Genomic DNA, 21,458 nt, shown 5'->3' on the forward strand with positions numbered 1-21,458 from the left:
CCCCTCCCCTAGCNTTGGTCCTTGGGCGCGCCGTACCTGATCCTTGGATCGAGGAAGGCGTAGCTCACGTCGACGACGAGGTTGATCACCATCACCACGACGATGATGATGGTGACGCCGCCCATGACGATGGGCCAGTCGCGCTGGGTGATGGCACGGTAGATCTCATAGCCCACACCGGGCCAGTTGAACACCGTCTCGGTGAGGATGGCGCCGGAGAGCATGGCGCCGAAGTCGATGCCGATGTAGGTGACCACGGGGATCAGGGCGTTCTTGAGGGCGTGGTGCAGGATGACCTGGCGTCGGGAGAGGCCCTTGGCCTTGGCGGTGCGGATGTAGTCCTGGTTCATGACCTCGAGGAGCTGGGAACGCATGATGCGGGCGGCGTAGGCCGTGGACACGGCCGCCAGGGTGATGCCGGGCAGGATGTAGTGCACCCAGCTCTCGAACTCGGAGTTGGGGCCGCCGGCACCGGAGATGGGCAGGTAGAAGCCCCCCCTGTGGCGTTCTTGAGCACCACGCCAAAGAAGAGCTGCAGGAGCATGCCGAGCCAGAAGGCGGGCATGGCCACGAGGACGGCCGTGACCAGGGTCACGAGCACGTCCCAGAACGAGTAGCGTTTGATGGCCGATATGAGGCCGGCGCCGATGCCCACCACCGCCTCGATGACGATGCCCACCAGGGCGAGCTTCACGGTGTAGGGGTACTTGTCGGCGAAGATCTGGGTCACAGGGAGCTTGCGGCTGTAGGAGTTGCCGAGGTCGCCGTGGAGCAGGCCGTTGATGTAGTAGCCGTACTGCTTCCAGAGGGGCGTGGGGATGGTGTTTCCATCCGCGTCGTACAGGGGCTTGCCTTCGGAATCCGTCTCGATGAGATGGTTCGCGATGCGCAGCTGCAGCTCAGTCTCCGGATTGAGAGCCTTGTCGCCGGCGATCAGCTTGATCGGGTCGCCGGGGACGATGTTTTCCATGGCGAACAGGATGATCGTGACGCCGATGAAAACCGGGATGAACTGCAGGAGACGTTTCAGGATGTACTTGACCATACTCGGTGTCTCCCGTGTCCTGGGCCGATACGAAGCCTTGCTTTTCCGTTTATTTTGGCTAAAACAGGGCCTTGGGCAAGTATAGCCGCCTAATGCAAATCCAAGCCCCTCCTATGCACCCTACTACCTACTGGAAACAGTTTCGAAGCAATCCACGGGGCGTTTTGCGCACCGAGGACCCATCTGACCCGCGCCTTGCCAACGAAACGAACAAAATAANGCACCGGGCCTGAAAGACCCGGTGCCTCGTTATGCAATCAAGGCGGCGGTATATCCACCGAGGCGGCCGTCTGGNCNTAGCCCTCNATCTNCGCGGCGCGAAGCTTGATCTTCTTGGAGGGGTCCACATAGGCGCTCTTGACCTTGTCGGAACCCACGNAGGTGTGCTTGTAGAAGAAGATCGGGATCACCGGGAAGTCCTCGGAGNTCGTCTTGTTGACGGCCTGGAGGGCGGCGATGCGCTCGTCGTCGTCGGTGGTCTGACGGGCCTTGTCGAGGGCCTCGTCGACGGCGGGGTTGGAGTACAGGGAGCGGTTGTCGCCGTTGCCGGTGTAGAACAGAGGGTAGAGGAAGTTGTCCATGATGGGGTAGTCGGNGATCCAACCGAGGCGGCNGGCCTGGTAGTCGCCGTTCTGGTAGCGGTCGAGAATGGCGGCCCACTCGCCCTGGTCGAGCTGGGCATCGATGCCCACGGCGACGAGGTCGGCCTGGATGGCCTCCATGATGTCGCCGTGGTTGCCGTCGCCGTTGAACGAGAGTTGGAAGCTCACGTTGCGCTTGCCGTCGGCATCGGCGGGATAGTACTGGTCGAGCAGCTTGACGGCAGCGTCCTTGTCGTAGTGCGAGTACTCCCAGACGTCGTCCTCGTAGCCGGCGATTCCGGGCGGCACGATGTTGGCGGCCGGGGTGCGGGTGCCGGAGAAGACGGTGTCGCAGATGGCCTGGCGGTTGATGGCCAGGGAGATGGCCTTGCGCAGGTTGGGGTCCTTGAGCACCGGGTCGTTGTTGTTGACNGTGAGGTAGTAGACGGAGGCCTCGTCGCCCAGGAGCATCTGCTTGCCCGGGGTGATGGTGTAGCCGTCCTCGGAGACGCCGTAGGTGTCCTGGGCGCTCTTGATCTGGGCGGTGGGNACNTCGCAGAAGTCGTAGTTGCCGGCCTGGAACTCCTTGTAGGCGGTCTCCATGTCCTTCTGGATGTTGAACTGCACCGCGGNGATGGAGGGCTTGTCGCCCACGTAGTCCTCGAAGCGCTTGACGTTGATGTACTGGCCGTCCTCCCACTTGCCGTCCATCATGAAGGGGCCGTTGCCGATGGGGGCGCGGAAGAAGGTGTCGAAGTCCTCGAGGGCCACGGCGGGCACGGGGCCGAGGGCCGGGTGGCTGGCCACGTAGGGGAAGTCGGCATAGGGCACCGTGAGCTTGACCACNAGGGTCTTCTCGTNGGGGCAGNNGNCGCCGGTGAGCTCGTCGGTCTCGCCGGCCACGAGGGCGTCGTAGCCGTCGACCATGGCGATGTGGTAGTTGACGGCCGAGGGGGACGACTCGTTGGTCTTGGGGTCGACCNGGCGGGTCCAGGCACGCTTGAAGGACTCGGCGTCNACAGGGTCGCCGTTGTGGAACTTGGCGCCCTCCACAAGGGTGAAGGTGAACTCGGTGGCGTCGTCGTTGGCCTTCCAGGAGGCGGCGGCGCTGGGGACGAGCTCGCCCTTCTCGTAGTCGTAGTCGGTCAGGCTGTCGAAGATCTGGTAGCAGACCTGCGTGCCCTCGGACTCCTGGCAGTTGTAGGGGTCGATGGAGACGGGGTTGTTGATGTACACCTTGGCGGTGGCACCGGTGCCCTCGGCCTCGGCAGTGGGGGCGTCGTCGGCCTTCTTGCAAGCCGCGAGCGCNAGAAGCGCGGACGCCGCGGCGGACCCCTTGAGGAACGTNCGGCGGCCGATCTTCACCTGCTCACTCATATGCTCTCTCCTTCTGTCTNTTGNCCATNCCCTCGGCACGGCCAGCAATCGCCGGAGGTTACGGACCTCCATGGAGCGTCTGCATGGGACAAAAGTATTTCTCAAAGTTTCCTGATATGCAAGGAAAACGGCGGNTNGCCTNCATTGATTTTATGGATTGTAACGTTTCCGAAATCCAAGGCAGTGCGGGCAGGTGTAANGAAGGTGCCTTATTTTCCNATGTAGGGGCGGCGGTGCGCACCCCATGGCGCGACCGGGCTCCTCCCCTACCCACGGGAAGGCCCCCGGCGCACCGCGTCCGGTGCGCCGGGGGCCTATGCAGGAACCACGGTCTTTTATGATGGCGCCGCCGTCTGCGTCAGGCCTGCAGCTCCCAGGTGGCGGCGGAGGACTGCTCGATGGGCGAGAGGTAGGCATGGGCGATGCGGCTGGAGCCCACCTTGGCGAACTTGTAGTAGAAGAGCGGGACCATGGGCACGTCGTCGCCGGCGATCTTGTTGGCCTCCTGCAGCAGCTGGTAGCGGCGGTCGTCGTCCCTGGTGGCCCGGGCCTCCATGATCAGGTCGTCCACCTGCTGGCTGGAGTAGCCGGAGAGGTTGTCGGCGTTGCCGGTGTAGAGCAGCGAGTACAGGAAGTTGTCGATGGAGGGGTACTCGGCCACCCAGCCGTTGCGGCCCATCTGGAAGTCGCCGGACTGGAGCTTGGTGAGGTAGCTGGCCCACTCGAGGGTGCTCTGCTCCACGTCGATACCCACCTGGTTGAGGTTGCCCTGCACGGCCTCCATGATCTCCTTGTGGGAGCCATCGACGTTGTACATCANGGTCACCTTGACCCCGCGGCTGCCGTTGGCGTCCTTGGGGTAGTACTGGTCGAGGATGGCCGTGGCCTGGTCGGGGTCGTACTTGCANCAGGCCCACTGCCNCTCCTCGTAACCGCGGCACGGGGGCGGGCAGAGGTTGGTGGCCGNGAGGNGCGTGCCCTGGAGCACGGAGTCGCAGATGNTCTGACGGTCGATGGCCAGGGAGATGGCGCGACGCAGGNTGACGTCGGCCATGNCGGGGTCCTTGAGGTTGAGCACGAGGTAGTACGTGGAGGGCTGGTCGCCGTCCAGGCACTGCTTGCCCGGGGTGATGGTGTANCCGTCCTCGGAGACGCNGTACTGCTCGTGNGCGCNNTTCNCCTGGGCCGTGGGGATGTCGCAGATGTCGACGTTACCGGCCTGGAACTCGCGGTACCCCGTCTCGACGTCCTTCTGCATGTTGAACGTAAGNTGGCCGATCTTGGGCTTGTCGCCGTTCTTGTAATCCTCGTAGGTCTTGAGGTTGATGTACTGGCCGTCCTCCCACGGGCCGTCCATGGTGTAGGGGCCGTTGCCGATGGGCGCCCGGAAGAAGGTCTGGAAGTCGTCGAGGGCGGCCTTGGGCACGGGGGCCGTGGGCATGATGGAGCAGATCATGGGGAAGTCCATAAAGGGCTCGGAGAGCTCCACCTGGANGGTGTACTGGTCGGGGCAGGAGACGCCGGCGAGCTCGTCGGCCTTGCCAGAGACGACGTCCTCGTAGCCCTTGACCAGCTTGAGGTAGTAGCTCACGACGGACGGCGAGTCGCTCGTCTTGGGGCTGCAGAGGCGGTTCCAGGCACGCTTGAAGGCCTCGGCGTCNACGGTCTCGCCGTTGTGGAAGGTGTTGCCCTCCTTGACCTTGAAGGTCCACACGGTGCCGTCGTCGTTGCTGCTCCACGACTCGCCGGCGCAGGGCACGAGCTCCTGCTTGTCGAAGTCGTAGGTGCACATGGGGTCGAACAGCTGGCGGGCCACCATGCAGCCGGCCACATCCTGCGCGTTGAAGGGGTCGATCGAGGGCGGGTTGGTGATGAAGTAGGAGAGCTTGCCGCCGCCCTCCCCNGCCGAGGCGCCGTCGCTCTNCNTGCAGCCGGAGAGCGCGACGAGCCCGGAGGCCAGGGCGCACCCCGTGAGGAAGGTGCGCCTCGTCACGCCGCTCGTACCTGCGATGCCATTCATAGATCCCCCTTGGGTCAGCGCGGGCGNCGNCGGCCCGCTCGTCCNGCTGGCGCCGGCATGCGGTGGTCCGGGGGTTTATGCGTCAAACGGCTCGAGTTATACAGTCGTCGGCGGAANGAACCGATGTTTCACGCATCGACACACAATAGAAGGACCGCCGCCCCACGGAGGGGCGGCGGTCCCGGTACGCGCATTGCCCGAAGGGCCTAGCCCAGGCTCCCCTGAGGGAACGTGAGCATGAAGATCAGGAGGGTCGCCGCGAAGACGCAGCAGCTGACCACCGTGAGGCGGTCGAGGTTCTTCTCCCACACGCCGGAGCCGGCGTTGGAGTTGTACATCGAGCTGNCAATCATGTCGGACACGCCGGTCCACTTGCCCGAGTGCATGAGCACGAAGACGATGGACGCGGCGGCCGACAGGGCCCAGACGACGATGTGGGCGATGTTCAAGGGACCCACGGGGACTCCTCCTTGCACGACCCGGCCCCGCGCGGGGCGGGGCCGGGCAGACGGTCTGAGATCACAGCCCATAAGGCTACCACAGCGTCGCGAGGGACGCCACGGTTCCTTACTCCTTCACGAGCACTCGGCCCGTCATCTCCTCGGGACGGTCGATGCCCATCATCGCGAGGATGGTGGGGGCGATGTCGGAGAGGCGGCCGTCCTCGACGCCGGACAGGCTGGCGTCGGGGTCGACGACGATCAGGGGCACGCGGTTGGTGGTGTGGGCCGTGAAGGGCTTGCGCTCGCCGGTGGAGGAGACGTCGTACATATNGTCCGCGTTTCCGTGGTCGGNGGGGATGAGCGCGAAGCCGCCCTTGGCCAGGATCTCGGGGACGATGCGGGAGAGGCCGTCGTCCACGGCCTCGCANGCCGCGGTGGCGGCCTGGNCGACGCCGGTGTGGCNCACCATGTCACAGTTGGCGTAGTTGACCACGTAGAGGTCGGCGGCGTCCTCGCGGATGGACCTGGCGAGGCGCTCGGTAACCTCCGGCTCGCTCATCTCGGGCTTGAGGTCGTAGGTGGCGACCTTGGGGCTCGGGACGAGCACGCGGGTCTCCCCCTCCTTGGGCTCCTCCACGCCGCCGTTGAGGAAGAACGTCACATGGGCGTACTTCTCGGTCTCGGCGGTGTGGGGCTGCCTGAGGCCGTTGTCGGAGATGACGTCGGCCAGGACGTGGGCCGGCACCGTCTTGGGGAAGGCGACCTCGACGTCGAGCTCGGGGTCGTACTCGGTCATGGTGACGAAGCACGAGAGCTCGGGGGTGGAGCGGCGCTCGAAGCCGTCGAAGGTGGCGTCGGTGAGCGCGCGGGTCATCTCGCGGGCGCGGTCCGGGCGGAAGTTGAAGAAGATGAACGCGTCGCCGTCGTGGGTGCCGAGGGCCGCGNCCNCGACCACCATGGGGTCGGCGAACTCGTCGCCGCGCGGGTCCTTCTCGTAGAACGCACGCAGGCCCTCGGCGGCGCTGGCCACCTCGACGCCCTCGGCGCCGACGATGGCGTCGTAGGCGCGCTCGACGCGCTCCCAGCGGTTGTCGCGGTCCATGCCCCAGTAGCGGCCGGAGACCGTGGCGATCTTGACGTCGGCGCCGGTGGCCTCGGAGACCTTGGCGCAGAAGGCCTGGAGCGACTCCATGAAGCCGGCCCCGGACTGGGGGTCGACGTCGCGGCCGTCGGTGAAGGCGNCGATGCGCACGCGCTGGACGCCGCGNTTAGCGNCCATGGACACGACGGCCTCGGCGTGCTCCATGGAGGAGTGCACGCCGCCGTCGGAGACGAGGCCCATGACGTGCAGCACGGAGCCCCTCTCCTTCACGGCGTCCATGGCGTCGGNGAGCACCGGGTTCTCCTCGATGGAGCCGTCGCGCACCGCGTTGTTGATGCGCGAGAGCTCCTGGAAGACGATGCGGCCGGCGCCGATGTTGAGGTGGCCCACNTCGGAGTTGCCCATCTGGCCGTCGGGNAGCCCCACGTCCTCGNCGGACGCGCCCAGGGTGGTGTGGGGGTAGGTGGCGAGGAGCGACTGGATATAGGGCAGCTTGGCCTGNCTCACGGCGTTCTNGNGGCCGGTGGGCGCGAGGCCGAAGCCGTCCATGATGACGAGGAGGGCGGGTTTCTTTCCCTTGTTGGAACTCATTACTCAGCAGCCCTCTCGACCATGGCGGCGAAGTCGGCCGCGACGAGCGAGGCGCCGCCCACGAGGGCGCCGTCGACGTCCTCCTCGGCGAGGAAGCCGGCGACGTTGCCGGGCTTGGCGGAGCCGCCGTAGAGCACGCGGATCTGGGAGGCGATGTCGGCGCCGAAGATGTCGACGAGGGCGGCGCGGATGGCGCCGCNGACCTCCTGGGCGTCCTCGGGCGTGGCGGTCTTGCCGGTGCCGATGGCCCAGATGGGCTCGTAGGCCACGACGAGCTGGTCGCCGCTCTCGAGCTCGACGCCGTCGAAGTCGGCGCGGATCTGGCCCACGACGAAGTCGACCTGGTTGCCGGCCTCGCGGACCTCGAGGGACTCGCCGCAGCAGGAGATGGGCACGATGCCCGCGGCCAGCAGCGCCTTGACCTTGAGGTTGATGTCGCCGTCGGTCTCGCCGAAGTAGTCGCGGCGCTCGGAGTGGCCCACGATGCAGTGGGTGCAGCNGACGCTCTTGAGCATGTCGCAGGAGANCTCACNGGTGAAGGCNCCGGANGCCTCCCAGNAGACGTTCTGGGCACCGAGGCCAAAGGGGGCGCGGTCGAACNCGATGNCGNCGGAGANGCCCTTGAGGTCGGTGGCCGGNGGGCAGACGACGACCTCGACGCCGTGGGTGTCGTGGCCGAGCTCGTTGGCCAGGTCCTGGACCAGCTGCACGCCCTCGGTGTAGTTCTTGTTCATCTTCCAGTTGCCCGCGATGAGGCGGGTGCGCGTGTTGTTAGGCATCGAGAAGGGCCTCCACTCCGGGAAGGGCCTTGCCCTCGACGAGCTCCATGGAGGCACCGCCGCCGGTGGAGATCCAGCTCATCTTGTCGGCAAGGTCGAACTTGTTGACAGCCGCGACGGAGTCACCGCCGCCGATGATCGAGGTGCAGTCCTCGTTGGCGGCCACGGCCTCGGCCACGGCCTTGGTGCCGTCGGAGAACTGGTCGAACTCGAAGACGCCCATGGGGCCGTTCCAGAAGACGGTGTTGGCGCCGGCGATGGCGTCGGCGTAGAGCTGGGCGGTCTCGGGACCGATGTCCATGCCCATCATGTCGTCGGGGATGGCGTTGGACTTGACGACGACGCCCACGGCGTCGGGGCCGAAGTGGTCGGCGACCACGTTGTCCACGGGAAGGAGCAGCTTGACGCCGTTCTTCTCGGCCTTCTCCATCATCTCGCGAGCGCGGTCAACCCAGTCGGGCTCCTGCAGGGAGGTGCCCACGGTGTAGCCCTTGGCGAGGAAGAAGGTGTAGGCCATGCCGCCGCCGATGATCAGGGTGTCGACGGNGTCGNGNAGGTGGTCGAGCACGCCGATCTTGGAGGACACCTTGGAGCCGCCGACGATGGCGACGAAGGGGCGCTCGGGGGCCTCGAAGATGTTGGTGAGGGNGTCGACCTCCTTCTCGAGCAGGAAGCCGGCCACGGCGGGCAGCTTGGCGGCGGGGCCGACCACGGAGCCCTGGGCGCGGTGGGCGGTGCCGAAGGCGTCGAGCACGAAGATGTCGCCGAGGGCGGCGAGCCTGTCGGCGATCTCGGGGTCGTTCTTCTTCTCGCGCTTGTCGAAGCGGACGTTCTCGAGCACGACGACCTGGCCGGGCTCCATGGCGGCCACGGCGTCGGCGGCCTCCTGACCGTAGGTGTCGGGCACGAAGGTCACGTCGAGGCCGGTGAGCTCGGCGAGCTTCTCGGCGGCAGGCTTGAGGGAGAGCTCGGGCTCCACGCCGTCGCCCTTGGGGCGGCCGAGGTGGCTCATGAGCACGNCCTTNGCGCCATGGTCGACGAGGTACTGGATGGTGGGGATGGCCGCCTTGATGCGGGTGTCGTCGGTGACGACGCCGTCGGCCAGCGGCACGTTGAAGTCGACGCGCATGAGGACGCGCTTGCCGTCGACGTCGACGTCCTTGACGGTCTTCTTGGTGAACGCCATGGGACTCCTCCTTATCGGTTTGCAATGGAAGGGGCGCGGACTGGGCTTCGGGCCTCGTCCGCGCCCCTGGCTGACGCTATGGGCGCCTCACGGCCGCGAGACGCTGGGAAGGTGCCGCTTTAGGCGACGAACTTCTCGAAGTACTTGATGGTGCGGACCATCTGGGAGGTGTAGGAGTTCTCGTTGTCGTACCAAGAGACGACCTGCACGAGGTACTGACCGTCGCCGAGATCCTGGACCATGGTCTGGGTGGCGTCGAAGAGCGAGCCGNAGGTCATGCCCACGATGTCGGTGGAGACGATCNGGTCCTCGTTGTAGCCGAAGGTCTCGGGGTCAGACGCGGCCTTCATGGCGGCGTTGATGGAGTCGACGGTGACCTCCTTGTCGGACTCGACCACGGCAAACAGGAGGGTGGTGGAGCCGGTGGGNNCGGGNACGCGCTGGGCGGCACCGATGAGCTTGCCGNTGAGCTCGGGGATCACCNGGCCGATGGCCTTGGCGGCACCGGTGGAGTTGGGGACGATGTTGACGGCGCCGGCGCGGCTGCGGCGCTTGTCGCCCTTGCGCTGGNGGCCGTCGAGAATCATCTGGTCGCCGGTGTAGGCGTGGATGGTGGCCATGATGCCGCTCTTGATGGGGGNGTAGTCGTTCAGGGNCTTGGCCATCGGGGCGAGGCAGTTGGTGGTGCAGGAGGCGGCGGAGATGATGTCGTCGTCCGCGGTCAGGATGTCATGGTTGACGTTGTAGACGATGGTGGGGAGGTCGTTGCCCGCGGGAGCGGAGATGACGACCTTCTTGGCGCCGGCGTCGATGTGGGCCTGGGCCTTGGCCTTGGAGGTGTAGAAGCCGGTGCACTCGAGGACGACGTCGACGTCGAGATCGCCCCACGGCAGGTTGTGGGCGTCGGCCTCCTTGTAGATCTTGATGGTCTTGCNGTCGACGGTAATGGAGTCCTCGCCGGCCTCGACCTTGTGGTCGCGGGCGTAGTTGCCCTGGGTCGAGTCGTACTTGAGCAGGTAGGCCAGCATGTCGGGGCTGGTGAGATCGTTGATCGCGACGATCTCGGAGCCCTCGTGGCCGAACATCTGACGGAAGGCCAGACGGCCGATGCGACCGAAACCGTTAATCGCAACCTTGACTGCCATGCGCTTCTCCTTTCGCGGCCCCTCCCNGACCGAGCCTCTCGGCCGGGTCGAGGGCCATGACTTGAACCACTGCGTGCATAGTAACCCGTTTGGGGCACGCCGGGCCCGAGAACCCACAAATGACTCTGAATCTGCAGTTAGGGCCCATGATTGTCTACGGGCGAGTGGACAACTTTGAATTACNGGCAGGGAGGTAGCAAGAATATTTGTTGTAGTTTATCCATCCTCGCCGGATCGGCCGGCCCCTCCCCCGCCGTCNCGCCACTCGGCGTCGAGGGCCTCGAGCCGGAGCACCCGGTGGTAGAGGGCCGACTTGGAGAGCGGCGGGTAGGCGCGGCGGCCGAGCTCCGCCAGGGGGAGGTCTGGGTACTCGCGGCGGAGATCGCAGAAGGCACGCAGGGCCGGGGGCAGTCNGGANAGGCCNGGCCCGGCCTNCACGCGGTCTATGAGGGCGAGCTGCTCGGCGGCGGCCCCTGAGGCGCGGCGCGCGTTGGCCATCTCCGCGTTCACGGACCGGTTGACGTCGTTCTTGACGGACTTCATGCGCCGCACGTTGGAGACGGCCCGGGCCGTGCGCGCAGCGCCCACCACGAGGAGGAACNGGACGATGTCGTCGAAGCTCTTGATGTAGATGGCGAACGCGCCGCGGCGGCGGTTGAGCCGGGCCTGGACACCGGCGTCGCGACAGACGGAGACGAGGGCCTCGGCGAGGGCNNCGCCGGTGACGGCCATCTCGAGGTGGAAGTCGCCGCGGGGGTCGGCGATGAAGCCGCCGGCCATGAAGGCGCCGCGGAGGAAGGCCGCGCGCCGCCCCGGCGTGGAGACCACCTGCCCGGGGACGCCCGAGGCGAGCCCGCGGCCGGGGACGAGCACCCCGAGCTCCACGAGGGCGTCCTCGAGGCCGGGCTGGTCGCGCATCTCNATGANGTAGTNNCCGGTNTTGTGCAGGACGGAGCGGCGCACGGTGAGCTGCGTGTCGAGCTCGAACACCTTGTGGGAGAGGCGGATGACGGTGCGCGCCACGGCCCCCGTCTCGGTGGTCACGCGCACGGCGTAGGCGCCCGAGCCGTAGAAGGAGAGGGTGCCACAGACCCGCACCAGGGCGGAGAGCTCCGAGACATCTGCCTCGGGGCCGCCCTCGACGCGGGAGAGCTCGTCCTTGACCTCGGCGGTGAACGACATGGTCAGCCCCGCTGGGCGCGGTGGAGGTCGCGGTGGGACACCGTGACGCGGTAGCCCTCGGCCTCCAGGTGCGCGGCCGTCGCCTCGGCCAGGGCCACGGAGCGGTGCTGGCCGCCGGAGCACCCGACGCCGATGGAGAGCGAGCTCTTGCCCTCGGCGACATAGCCGGGCATGACGCAGTCGAGCAGCCGCTCCCAGGCCCCCAGGAACCCCTTGGTCTGCGGGTGGTCGAGCACGAAGGAGCGCACCTNCTCGTCCTTGCCCGTAAGCCGGCGCATGGCCGGGTCCCAGTAGGGGTTGGGCAGGAAGCGGACGTCGATCATGAGGTCGGCCTCCTCGGGCATGCCGTACTTGAACCCAAAGGAGAAGACGTGGACCTCCATGAGCTGCTGGTCGGTGAGCTCGGAGAAGAGCCCCTGGAGGCGGCGGCGCAGCTCGATGGGGCGCAGGTTGGAGGTGTCGATGACGTAGTCCGCGCGGTGCAGCACGTCCTCGAGCTGGGCGCGCCCGCGGGCNATGGCGGCGAGGTTGCTCTCCCCCTCCTTGNCGATGGGGTTGCGGCGGCGCGAGAGAGCGNAGCGGCGGCGCAGGACCTCGTCGGAGCTGTCGAGGAAGATGAGGGCCGAGGAGAGCTCGTGGTCGGCAAGCTCGGCGAGGGAGTCCTGGAGCTCGTCGAAGAGCCCCTGGCTGCGGAGGTCGCAGACCACGGCCAGGTGGCGCCCGACGCCGGAGTCGATGCCCACGACGCGGGAGAGCGGCAGCAGCAGCGAGGGCGGCAGGTTGTCGATAACGTANTAGCCCAGGTCCTCGAACGTGTGCATNGCCTCGGTGCGCCCGGCACCGCTCATGCCCGTGATGACGACGACGTCGGGAACGTCCTCGGTCCTCTCCATGTGAGCTCCTCTCGGCGGGTTCGGGTGCAAGTATGACAGGTGCCGTGCCGGCGCCGGGCCGTCAGGGGACAACGCCCCCGGCACGGAGGGGCGCGCCGTGGTCACCCGTCGGCGGACCCCCTGCCCGCCGCGCGGGCGCGGCCGAGCTCCTCCTCCCACGAGCGGAGGGTCCCGTAGACGTCCGCCGCCACCCGCGCCGGAATGCCGGGGACGGNCTCGATCTCCTCCAGGGCGGCCTTCCGCAGCCCCCTCATGGACCCGAAGGCCTTGAGCAGGGCCCTCTTGCGACCCTCCCCAACCCCGGGGACCTCGTCNAGGACCGAGGCCGTCATGGCCTNGCCGCGGAGCTCGCGGTGGTAGGTGATGGCGAACCGGTGGGCCTCGTCGCGGACGCGCTTGACGAGGTAGAGCGACGGCGAACCGCTGGGGAGCACCACGGGTGCGTCGTCCCACGGCACGAAGAGCTCCTCGTCGGACTTGGCGAGGCCGGCCACCGGGATGTCGAGCCCGAGGGCCTGGAGCTGGCCCATGGCCGCCGTGAGCTGTGGCTTGCCGCCGTCGAGGATGAGGAGGTCCGGCCTGGACCCGAACCTGCCGTCGGCCATGCGCTCCGGCGCGTAGCGGCGCCCCAGGACCTCGGCCATGGACGCGAAGTCGTTGGCCTCCTCCAGGGGCGTGCGCACCTTGAAGCGGCGGTACTGCGACTTGTCGGCCCGGCCGTTGGTGAACACCACCATGGACGCCACCGTGTGGCGGCCGTGGATGGTGGAGATGTCGAAGCACTCGATGCGCAGGGGGGCCTCGGGGAGGGCCAGGGCGCTCTCAAGCTCGAGGAGGGCACGGTTGGCACGGTCGTCCTCGTAACCCGTGCGCATCTTGTGGCGCATGAGGGCGTGGCGGGCGTTGGCAGACGCCATCTCGTGCAGCCGCGCCCGCTCGCCGCGCCGGGGCACGTGGAGGTGCACCCGGTGGCCGCGGCGCTCCCCCAGCCATGACTCGAGGGTCTCNGAGTCGTCNGGCAGCGCGGGCACCTCGATGGCCGGAGGCACCTCGTCGGTGCGCCCGTAGTAGCGCTTGAGGAAGCCCGAGAGCAGCTCCTCCTCGCCGACGTCCATGCCCTTGTCGAGGATGAACTCCGCGCTCCTGACCATGCGGCCCTCGCGCACGACGAACACGCACACGCCAGCGATGGTCTCCTCGCGCCAGAGGCCCACGAGGTCGGCGTCCACAGGGTTGCGGAAGACGACCTTCTGGTCGTTGTCGAGGTGGCCCACGAGGTCGAGCCGACGCTTGTAGCGGCCGGCCTTCTCGAAGTCCAGGTCGCGGGCGGCGGCGTCCATCTCGGCGCGGAGCGCCTCCTTGAGGGCGGTGCGGCGCCCCTCGAGGAACCCCTCCACGGTGCGCACGTTCTCGCGGTACTCCTCGGGCGAGACCGCGCCCGCGCACACGCCGGGGCCGCGGCCCACGTGGTAGTCGAAGCAGGGGCGCCCCGACTCGGCGAGCTCCATGGGCAGGAGGTCGGCCCGCTCCGGGTGGGCGTCGGCGAGGCGCTTGACGCGCTTCCACTCGGCACAGGTTCCGATGCAGAGGGGGCAGAGCTTGCGGACCGTGTCGATGGCCTCCCGGGCGGCGCGGGCGTCGGTGTAGGGGCCGAAATAACGGGTGTGGGGACGATGCCTCTCCCTGGTGTACTTGATGGCCGGGTAGAGGTCGCCCTCGGTGACGGCAATGAAGGGGTAGCTCTTGTCGTCCATGAGGGCGACGTTGTAGGGCGGGTGGTACTGCTGGATCAGGTTGATCTCGAGGACCAGGGCCTCGTGCTCGGAGCCCACCACCAGGTAGTCGAAGGAGGCCACCTGGGGCATCATGAGCGCGATCATGGCGCGCTCGTCGTCGCCGTTCACGTACTGCCGCATGCGGGCGCGCAGGTTCTTGGCCTTTCCCACGTAGAGCANGCGGCCCGAGGCGTCCTTCCACAGGTAGCAGCCCGGGTCCGTAGGGACCCGGGACACCTGCTCGGCGAGGGAGGGGGCGCCGTCGGGAACGGCGCCGTCCTGGGCGGTGCGCGGTCGGTCCAAAGATCCTCCATAACAGGTTGCCCGGTAGAGGNCCCANGGGGGCCCGCGGCTATCATAGGTGCGCACNACCGGTCCCGTGCGCAGCGNGTGGAGGAAAGGTATCACAACATGGAATTGCATGAGATCTCGGCAGCCAGGGTCGAGGAGGCAGCAAAGGAGCANGACCNTCCGCTCCCCGTCGAGCAGACCGAGGACTGGTGCGAGTACGAGTCCACCATCACCGACCGCACCTACTGGGGGTCGGTGGCCTTCGAGCAGGACGGCAGGCCCGTGGCCGTAGCNTCGTTCATGGACTATGAGACCCACGGCTACCACTACCTCCGCGGCCACCACGCCCCCGTATGGCTCGTGCCGCCCACGGCCGACCGGGAGGAGGAGCTTGCCCGGGCCTTGGTGGCCTACGTCAAGAGGCGCGACCCCAAGGTGGCCTTCATCCGCATGGCCGTGGAGCACGAGATTCCCTCGAGNCGTCCGGTGCTCTCCACCAGCCCCTACAACCAGACCGTGGTCATCGACCTCGACCACGGCGACGCCGACGAGATCCTCTCCAAGTTCAAGACCCGCGGCCGCAGGGACGTTCGCAAGTCTCTGCGCGAGTCAAACGAGACCGTGGCCGATGAGACGACCCAGGCCCTGGAGGACTTCGCCCCCTATTACGCGGTGATGGAGGAGACCTGTGCCCGCGACGGCTTCACCCCCTCCCCCGCCAAGGACTACGTGGACATGCTCAAGATCCTGGGCCCCGACCGCGCCCGCCTCACCGCCGGCCGCATCGACGGCGAGCTCGCGTGCTGGGCGCTCAACGTCATTGAGGGTACCCGCGCCACCCGCTACTACGGGGCCTCCCGCATGCTCGAGGGCGTCAAGAACTTCGTGGACGCCGAGGTATTCGAGACCTGCCTCATCCTAGCCGGACTGGGTTGCACCACCTACGACNTCATGGGCATCGGCAACGACTTCTCCCCCAACCTCAAGGGGCTCAACATGTTCAAGACCAAGTTCTCCAAGGACGTGGTGGATGTGGCCCCCGACCGCGACATCCCCGTCAAGGGCCTCTTCTACAAGGCGCTCAAGGGTGCCAAGAGAATCAAGGACCGCTGAGGCACCCAAGGCACGAGACGTGTACGGGCCCGCCCGGAGTCACCGCTCCGGACGGGCCTTTCCCATGGCCCGCGGCCTCAGGGGCCCGACGTCCCCGGCGGCCAAAAGAAGAGGGGCCGCACCGGAGAGGGTGCGGCCCCTGCAGGGACGACGCGGAGCACGAGGGTGCGGACCCGTTTAGATGGGCGACCCCGCGCCGTAGAGACGGCTGCCCGCGGTGTTCCAGATGGTTGCCACGCGCACGCCGTCAGGGGGCCAGTTGCAGTCGATCACGGTGTTGCCGCCGGCATAGATGCCCACATGGCCCTCCCAGCAGACGATGTCGCCGGGGATGNCACTGGAGGGCGACTTGAGCCCGGAGNCGGCGGAGACCATGGCGCGCTGGNACGCGGAGNTGNGGGGNAGGCTGATGCCGGCCTGGGNGTAGCACCAGCGGGTGAAGCCGGAGCAGTCGAGACCGGTGGAGGGATTCTCGCCGCCCCAGACATAGTTGACCTTGCCGACCAGGGAGTACGCGGCGCTGAGGATGGTGTTGCGCTGGGCAGAGGTGAGCCCGCCGACAGAGCCGGAGGTGCTTCCGCCGGAAGAGACGGAACCGCCCGAGGTTCCCCCGCCGGAGGTGCCGCCACCGGAGGTGCCGCCACCGGAGTAGTAGCTGCCGGAGTTGGCGGCAGCGGCGGCAGCGGCGGCCGCCGCCTCGCGCTCGGCGGCCTGGCGGGCGGCCTCGGCCTCCTGGGCCAGGGCCTCCTTCACCTGAGAATCGAGGCTGTTGACATAGGAGTCGGCCTCGTCGACCTTGCTCTTGAGGTCGGCCTGCTGGGCCTCCTGCTGGGAGACCAGCTGCTCCTGCTGGGACTTCTGGTCCTCGAGGGTGGCCTTCTCGTTGTCGAGCTCCCCCTTCTTCACGGCGAGATCGGTGCGCAGGCGGTNGNTNTCNTCNATGTTGGNGGCCTGGGTCTCGCTGATCTTGTCAGCGTAGTAGACCCTGGTCACGAAATCGTCAAACNAGTTGGCCTCGNGGACCAGGGAGAGCAGCGACACGCCGCCGGACTTGTAGTTCTCGGAGACGTTCTCGGCAAGGAGCGCCTGGCGTCTGGCCAGCTCGGCCTCCTTGACCTTGATGTCCTCCTGGACCTTGTCGATGTTCTTTTGGGTGTCCGCGATCTGGGACTCGGTCTCGGAGAGCTGCTCGCGGGTGGCGTTGAGCTGGTCGGAGACGGCCTCGGCCTGGGCGTAGTAGTCGTCGCGGGTCGCCTTGGCCTTGTCGAGCTGGGCCTGAAGCTCCGAGGAGGTTTCGGCGACGGCCGGGGACGGCACGGCCACCACGACGGTCAGGGCAAAGGCCGTGGCGGCGATGGCGGCGCAAACGCTACGGGCTCGTTTCATGGAATCGCTCCTTGATATGGATATGGGGCGCCAAGGCGTCCCTCGTCAGGCTGCGTACCCAGTGTCGCATCTTATCATAGGCCTTCAGGGCGCCAAACTGAAGGGTTTTACAGCTGCGGGAGGCCTCCACATCCCTAGACCCTCGTCCCCTTGCCGAGATGGATGTTGAACTTCCTCACCTGGTTGAACAGCAGAAGGCGCGCNAGCACCCGGTGCTTGAGGGTGTCATCGGGATTGCCGTAGGGATAGCCGGCCTTTCCTTTTCGGAACATCTCGAGGGCGCGAGCCCTGAGCCCGTCGTCGGCGACGGGGTCGGCCACGACCTTCCTGGGAACCACCGTATAGAGGAACGGGTCGAAGGCCNCGCGGTACTCCATGGGGTCGTGGAGCACGAAGTNGCGGACGATGGGCTCGGTGAACTCGACGCCGCCCAAGGTGACGTACCAGCTGTTGCGCCCGGGCCTCGTGTTGACCTCGAAGAAGCGGTAGGAGCCGTCACGCTCGTCGAACTTGATGTCGAAGTTGGCCACGCCGTGATAGCCCACATGAGAGAGGAAGCGCTTGGCATCGGAGATTATCTGTTCCACCCGCTCCCCCATGATGCAGCAGGGGTTGCCGATGAGGATGGGCGAGTGGTCCTGGATGACCACACGGCCGCCGGACACCACGCGGGCCTCGCCATGCCGGTCGGTGAAGACCGTGAGCGAGCACAGGGCCGAGTCACCTCCAGGCACGAAGNCCTGGAGCACNACCTCCTTGGAGTAGCCGGAACGGGCGAGGGAGCCCATGACCTCGTCGAGGCCGCGACGATCGTCGACGGCGTAGACCTTCTCCTTGCCCGGGAACTCGAGCNGGTCGTAGGNCGCCGNGTTGNCCGGCTTGNCCACAAGCGGGAACGGCAGGTCGTCAGGCAGGTCGCCCTCAGAGGCAAGGACGGTCCAGGTCTTGGGGTACGGGATGGAGAGCTCCTCGCAGATGCGGTAGAACTCACCCTTGTCGGTGATGCGGTCGAGGAGGGGGAAGTCCGGGTAAGGCACGGCGTAGAACTCGGAGAGCTCCTCGGCGTGCTCGGAGAGGATCCTGGCGTGCCAGTCCGCCGAACCAAGCACGATGCCGAGCTTGCCGGCGGCCTTGAGCCCCTTGCCCAGGGCAAGGAGCTCCTCGAGGAGCCGGCCGGGCTCCCCAAGGTCGGGGACGACGCGGTAGTCGCACAGGCGGCTCGACGANGTCACCTGGACGTCGACGGCNGATAGGATGACGGGGTCGACCCCCCACCGGCGGTGGAAGGACCTCGCATAGGAGTAGCCGAGAATGTCGCCTCCGATGCACACGGGCTGCAGAAGCTCGGGGACCTGGCTCTCGTCGNTGATGGTGACAGCGGGCATCGTTTCCTCCGTTACATGTTCGATGGGGTCCAGAGAACCTGCTTGACGGCCTCAGCCATGGGTGCCACCGCGTCGACCGGGACCTCGGTGGGCAGGTTGACGATGCCCGCGGTCACCCGGTCGCAGACCGGCAGGGTCCCGACCGCGGGGAGACCGTAGGCTCCGGGGTCGACGACACCGGGGTAGAGTGACGGACGGTACCAGTCCTCAGCGAGGTAACCNAGCTCCCTGACCCTGCGGATCACCTCGCGCGACGTCTCGGTGGAGGGTGCGACCACACTGAAGCGCAGGAGNGGCTGGACGGGGTCGGAGCCCTGGGCCGCCGGGTACGGTACCGAGCCGCCAANGGCCTCGATGAACGCCGAGACCACCTCCCGGCGCGATCCCATGTTCTGCGGGGCCCGCTTGAGCTCGTTGTTCACCTGGGCACAGATCCATCGATCGGGCGCCNTGGGGCCGTGAAGAAGCCCCCCGGCCATCTCCNTGTCNGCCACGGCCGGTTCGAGGAGCCTAGCCNCNACCAGGCTGGGCCGCAGGAAAACGGCGGCCTTGCGGGGCAGGCGGTTGAGGACACGGTTCTCGTTGAGGTAAAGGCGCGCGGCCCTGGCCACGCCTCCGCACACTGGCTCGAGGGCGGCGAGGCGCTCGCGGGCGATGGAGAGGGCCTGGGGCCGGCGACCACGGGGGTTGATCCAGACGGCACCCCCGAACGAGGTGCGCAGCATCTTCTCGGCACCGAACGAGTGGACCGAGACGTCGGCCACGGGACGACCCTGGTCGGTGAGGGCCATGCGAGTGGCGCAATGGGCGCTGTCCTCGAGCACGAGGGCCCCGACCCCGTGGGCCCTCTCGACCAACTCGCGCGAAGAGGCGTCGTCGATGATGCCGAAGGAGTGCTGGAGCACGACGGCCCCGACACCCTCCCCGAGGGGCAGCACGGCCGGGTCGAGGGACACCGTGTCGGCATCGATGTCGCCGTACACCGGGACGAGCCCGGCCACGAGGATGGGGTCCACGGCGGTGCAACAGGTGAAAGGCTGCGTGACGACCGAGCGCACCGAAGGNTCCGACGCGNCCAGGGCCTCNAAGACCACNTCCANGGCGTAGCGGGCCTTGTACACAAGGTACCANTCCTCGGGACTCGTGCGGGTGGCCTCGGCAAGGCCGTGGGTGAGGCGTANGGCCTCGTCTTCCATAGGAACCTCCATCGGACGGCAGTCGGGGCGATTCTACCCCGCCCCTATGAAGACCCTGTACCCGGTGCACCGCTCTCCCCGGGCGACCGGGATGGGCGGGCGCAGGACGACCTGACGACCCCAAACCGCAAGGAGACGACGGCTTCGCACCAAAATGAAAGGCGGTCGGTCTCGGGGACCGACCGCCTCCAGATTGTTCCCCAAGACCGTGGCGGGCGGTTGCGGTCTTGGGAAATGGCCGTCTCGGGGGCGTTGGGCTACGACCCGTTCACCGCGCCCACGTACCAGCTCGTGATGGACGTGGGGTGGGTGATGGCGGTGCCCACGACCACGCACCAGGCGCCGGACTCGACGGCGTCGGCGGCGTCCTGCGGGCAGTGGACGCTCCCCTCGCAGACCACGGGGCGGCCCGGGAACTCGGCCACCGCCTGGCGGATGAGGTCGAGGTCGGGGCCCTGGCCGGCCGCCTGGTCGATGGCGGCGCCGGGGTGCGAGAGCGTGGTGGAGCAGAGGTCGCACCCGGCGGCGAAGCCACGGCGCACGTCCTCGATGGAGGAGCAGTCCGCCANCACGAGGACCTCCTCCTTCTTGAGCTCGGCGACGGTCTCCTCGAAGGTGCGGCCGTCGGGGCGCGGGCGGTCGGTGGCGTCGAGGGCCACGATGTCGGCGCCGGCCATGGCGCAGGCCCGGGCGTGGCGCAGGGTGGGCGTGATGAAGACGCCGTCGTGGCCCTCCTTCCAGAGGCCGATGACCGGGACCTCCACGCGCCCCTTGATGGCGGAGATGTCGGAGAGGCCCTGGCAGCGGATGGCGCAGGCGCCGCCAAGCTCGCAGGCCCGAGAGATCTGGGCCATGGTCTCGGGGTGGCGCATGGGCTCGCCGGGGTAGGCCTGGACCGAGGCGACGAGGCCGCCGCGGAGCGAGTCGATGAGGTTTTGGGCTGTCATCGCANGATTGCCTTTCTCCCGCCGCAGGCGGGGGTCGCGGCTAGGAGAGGTCGCCATAGCCGTCCTTCACGAAGTGCTCGGCCGCGCCGATGAGCGGCGCGTCGTCGCCGAGGAGGCCCCGGTCGACGGGGAGGTCGCGGACCGGGGCCATGGCGCGGTCGGCATAGCCGGAGGCGANGGCGTCGTGCCAGACGGGGCCGCACTGGACCACGGAGCCCGACAGGATGATTGCCTCGGGGTCGATGAGGTTGGCGGACGAGGCGAGGACGCCGCCCAGGGCGCGGCCGCTGCGGGTCTCGGCCGCGACGGCGGCCTCGTCGCCCTCCTCGGCGGCCCGGGAGATGTAGGCGCCCCCCACGGGGTTGCCCTCCGGGTCGGCGTCGGTGCCGGAGAGGCGCACGTACTCCCCCACGATGGCCGGNCCGGCGGCCACGGACTCGAGGTGCCCCACGGCGCCGCAGGTGCACTCGATGCCGGCGGCCTCCTCGCAGGCCATGTGGCCCACGTTGCCGGCCATGTCGTGGGCCCCCAGGGACAAGACGCCCCCGTCCACGATGGCGCCGGAGATGCCGGTGCCCACGGCCNCCACGAGCACGGACTCGTAGCCGCGGCCGCCGCCCCAGCGGGCCTCGCCGAGGGCATGGGCGTGGACGTCGTTCAGGACCCTGCAGGGCAGGCCGCAGGCCTCCTCGACGGCCGTGCCGAGCGGGGTGCCCGACCAGCCGGGCATCATCTCGTTGGCGTAGGTGATGTCGCCCGTGCGCGGGTCGACGACGCCGCCGGTGGAGATGCCGACCCCTGCCACGGGACGCGGCGAGCGGGCGCAGGCCGCCTTGACGGCCGCGATCACGTCGGCCAGCACGGCCTTCCCCCCGCGCAGCGGGTTGGTGGGGACGCGCTCGACCGACTCGACGACCGGCACCCCCTCCCCCGTAAAGGTCACGAGGCCGCATGCGATCTTGGTACCGCCGATGTCGACGGCGANGACGGTGGNCGGCTCCATNGTCTCCCCCCTCTCTGC

The 21,458-nt window shown here is 67.9% G+C and carries 14 protein-coding genes and 2 pseudogenes; 1 reads left to right on the forward strand and 15 read right to left on the reverse strand.

Translation table 11 applies throughout. The annotated features are described in order from the left end of the window. Positions 1–8: 8 nt before the first annotated feature. From JX283_RS00135 to uvrC, 11 genes and pseudogenes are all read right to left on the reverse strand, one after another. A pseudogene (locus JX283_RS00135) lies at positions 9–1,045 on the reverse strand (ABC transporter permease). 257 nt (positions 1,046–1,302) lie between these two features. Continuing rightward, entirely contained in the window at positions 1,303–3,003 is a 1,701-nt protein-coding gene (locus JX283_RS00140) for an ABC transporter substrate-binding protein (RefSeq protein ID WP_204828776.1), read from the reverse strand. A gap of 358 nt (positions 3,004–3,361) precedes the next feature. After that, a complete protein-coding gene (locus tag JX283_RS00145) occupies positions 3,362–5,023 on the reverse strand; it encodes an ABC transporter substrate-binding protein (protein ID WP_204828777.1) in 1,662 nt (553 codons plus the stop codon). Positions 5,024–5,229: 206 nt separating this feature from the next. Further along, a complete protein-coding gene (gene secG / locus JX283_RS00150; protein ID WP_239652382.1) occupies positions 5,230–5,481 on the reverse strand; it encodes a preprotein translocase subunit SecG in 252 nt (83 codons plus the stop codon). 109 nt (positions 5,482–5,590) lie between these two features. Beyond that, on the reverse strand, positions 5,591–7,159 hold the full coding sequence (gene gpmI, locus JX283_RS00155; protein WP_204828779.1) for a 2,3-bisphosphoglycerate-independent phosphoglycerate mutase: 1,569 nt from the start codon (positions 7,157–7,159) through the stop codon (positions 5,591–5,593). Further along, positions 7,159–7,938: a triose-phosphate isomerase gene (tpiA, locus tag JX283_RS00160; protein WP_204828780.1), complete on the reverse strand. Its 780-nt coding sequence runs from the start codon at positions 7,936–7,938 to the stop codon at positions 7,159–7,161. The genes gpmI and tpiA overlap by 1 nt, the downstream gene beginning before the upstream one ends. Further along, positions 7,931–9,124 carry a phosphoglycerate kinase gene (gene pgk, locus JX283_RS00165; RefSeq protein WP_204828781.1) on the reverse strand — a complete coding sequence of 398 codons (1,194 nt, stop codon included), beginning with the start codon at positions 9,122–9,124 and terminating at the stop codon, positions 7,931–7,933. The genes tpiA and pgk overlap by 8 nt, the downstream gene beginning before the upstream one ends. Before the next feature lie 119 nt (positions 9,125–9,243). Continuing rightward, complete coding sequence (gap, locus tag JX283_RS00170; RefSeq protein WP_204828782.1) at positions 9,244–10,269, reverse strand: type I glyceraldehyde-3-phosphate dehydrogenase; 1,026 nt, start codon at positions 10,267–10,269, stop codon at positions 9,244–9,246. Between the two features lie 216 nt (positions 10,270–10,485). After that, positions 10,486–11,451 (reverse strand): DNA-binding protein WhiA, encoded by a 966-nt coding sequence (whiA, locus tag JX283_RS00175; protein WP_204828783.1) that lies wholly within the window; start codon positions 11,449–11,451, stop codon positions 10,486–10,488. Positions 11,452–11,453: 2 nt separating this feature from the next. Continuing rightward, positions 11,454–12,344, reverse strand: a complete 891-nt coding sequence (gene rapZ, locus JX283_RS00180) for an RNase adapter RapZ (RefSeq protein ID WP_204828784.1) — start codon at positions 12,342–12,344, stop codon at positions 11,454–11,456. Positions 12,345–12,445: 101 nt separating this feature from the next. Beyond that, complete coding sequence (gene uvrC, locus JX283_RS00185) at positions 12,446–14,422, reverse strand: excinuclease ABC subunit UvrC (protein ID WP_239652383.1); 1,977 nt, start codon at positions 14,420–14,422, stop codon at positions 12,446–12,448. A gap of 108 nt (positions 14,423–14,530) precedes the next feature. Between uvrC and JX283_RS00190 the strand changes: the two genes are divergently transcribed. Continuing rightward, positions 14,531–15,523 (forward strand): GNAT family N-acetyltransferase, encoded by a 993-nt coding sequence (locus JX283_RS00190; protein WP_204828786.1) that lies wholly within the window; start codon positions 14,531–14,533, stop codon positions 15,521–15,523. A gap of 177 nt (positions 15,524–15,700) precedes the next feature. Here the strand turns inward: JX283_RS00190 and JX283_RS00195 are convergent. The 4 genes and pseudogenes from JX283_RS00195 to JX283_RS00210 form a co-directional block, all read right to left on the reverse strand. Continuing rightward, positions 15,701–16,909 (reverse strand): annotated as a pseudogene (locus JX283_RS00195) (NlpC/P60 family protein). A 1,396-nt stretch (positions 16,910–18,305) separates the two neighbouring features. Continuing rightward, positions 18,306–19,490: a DegT/DnrJ/EryC1/StrS family aminotransferase gene (locus JX283_RS00200; protein WP_204828787.1), complete on the reverse strand. Its 1,185-nt coding sequence runs from the start codon at positions 19,488–19,490 to the stop codon at positions 18,306–18,308. A gap of 257 nt (positions 19,491–19,747) precedes the next feature. After that, positions 19,748–20,437, reverse strand: a complete 690-nt coding sequence (locus JX283_RS00205; RefSeq protein WP_204828788.1) for an N-acetylmannosamine-6-phosphate 2-epimerase — start codon at positions 20,435–20,437, stop codon at positions 19,748–19,750. A gap of 40 nt (positions 20,438–20,477) precedes the next feature. Further along, positions 20,478–21,440: an ROK family protein gene (locus tag JX283_RS00210; protein WP_204828789.1), complete on the reverse strand. Its 963-nt coding sequence runs from the start codon at positions 21,438–21,440 to the stop codon at positions 20,478–20,480. Positions 21,441–21,458 lie beyond the last annotated feature (18 nt).

Origin of the sequence: Olsenella sp. CU969, assembly GCF_905219715.1 — a bacterium.
Classification (GTDB): domain Bacteria; phylum Actinomycetota; class Coriobacteriia; order Coriobacteriales; family Atopobiaceae; genus Granulimonas; species Granulimonas faecalis.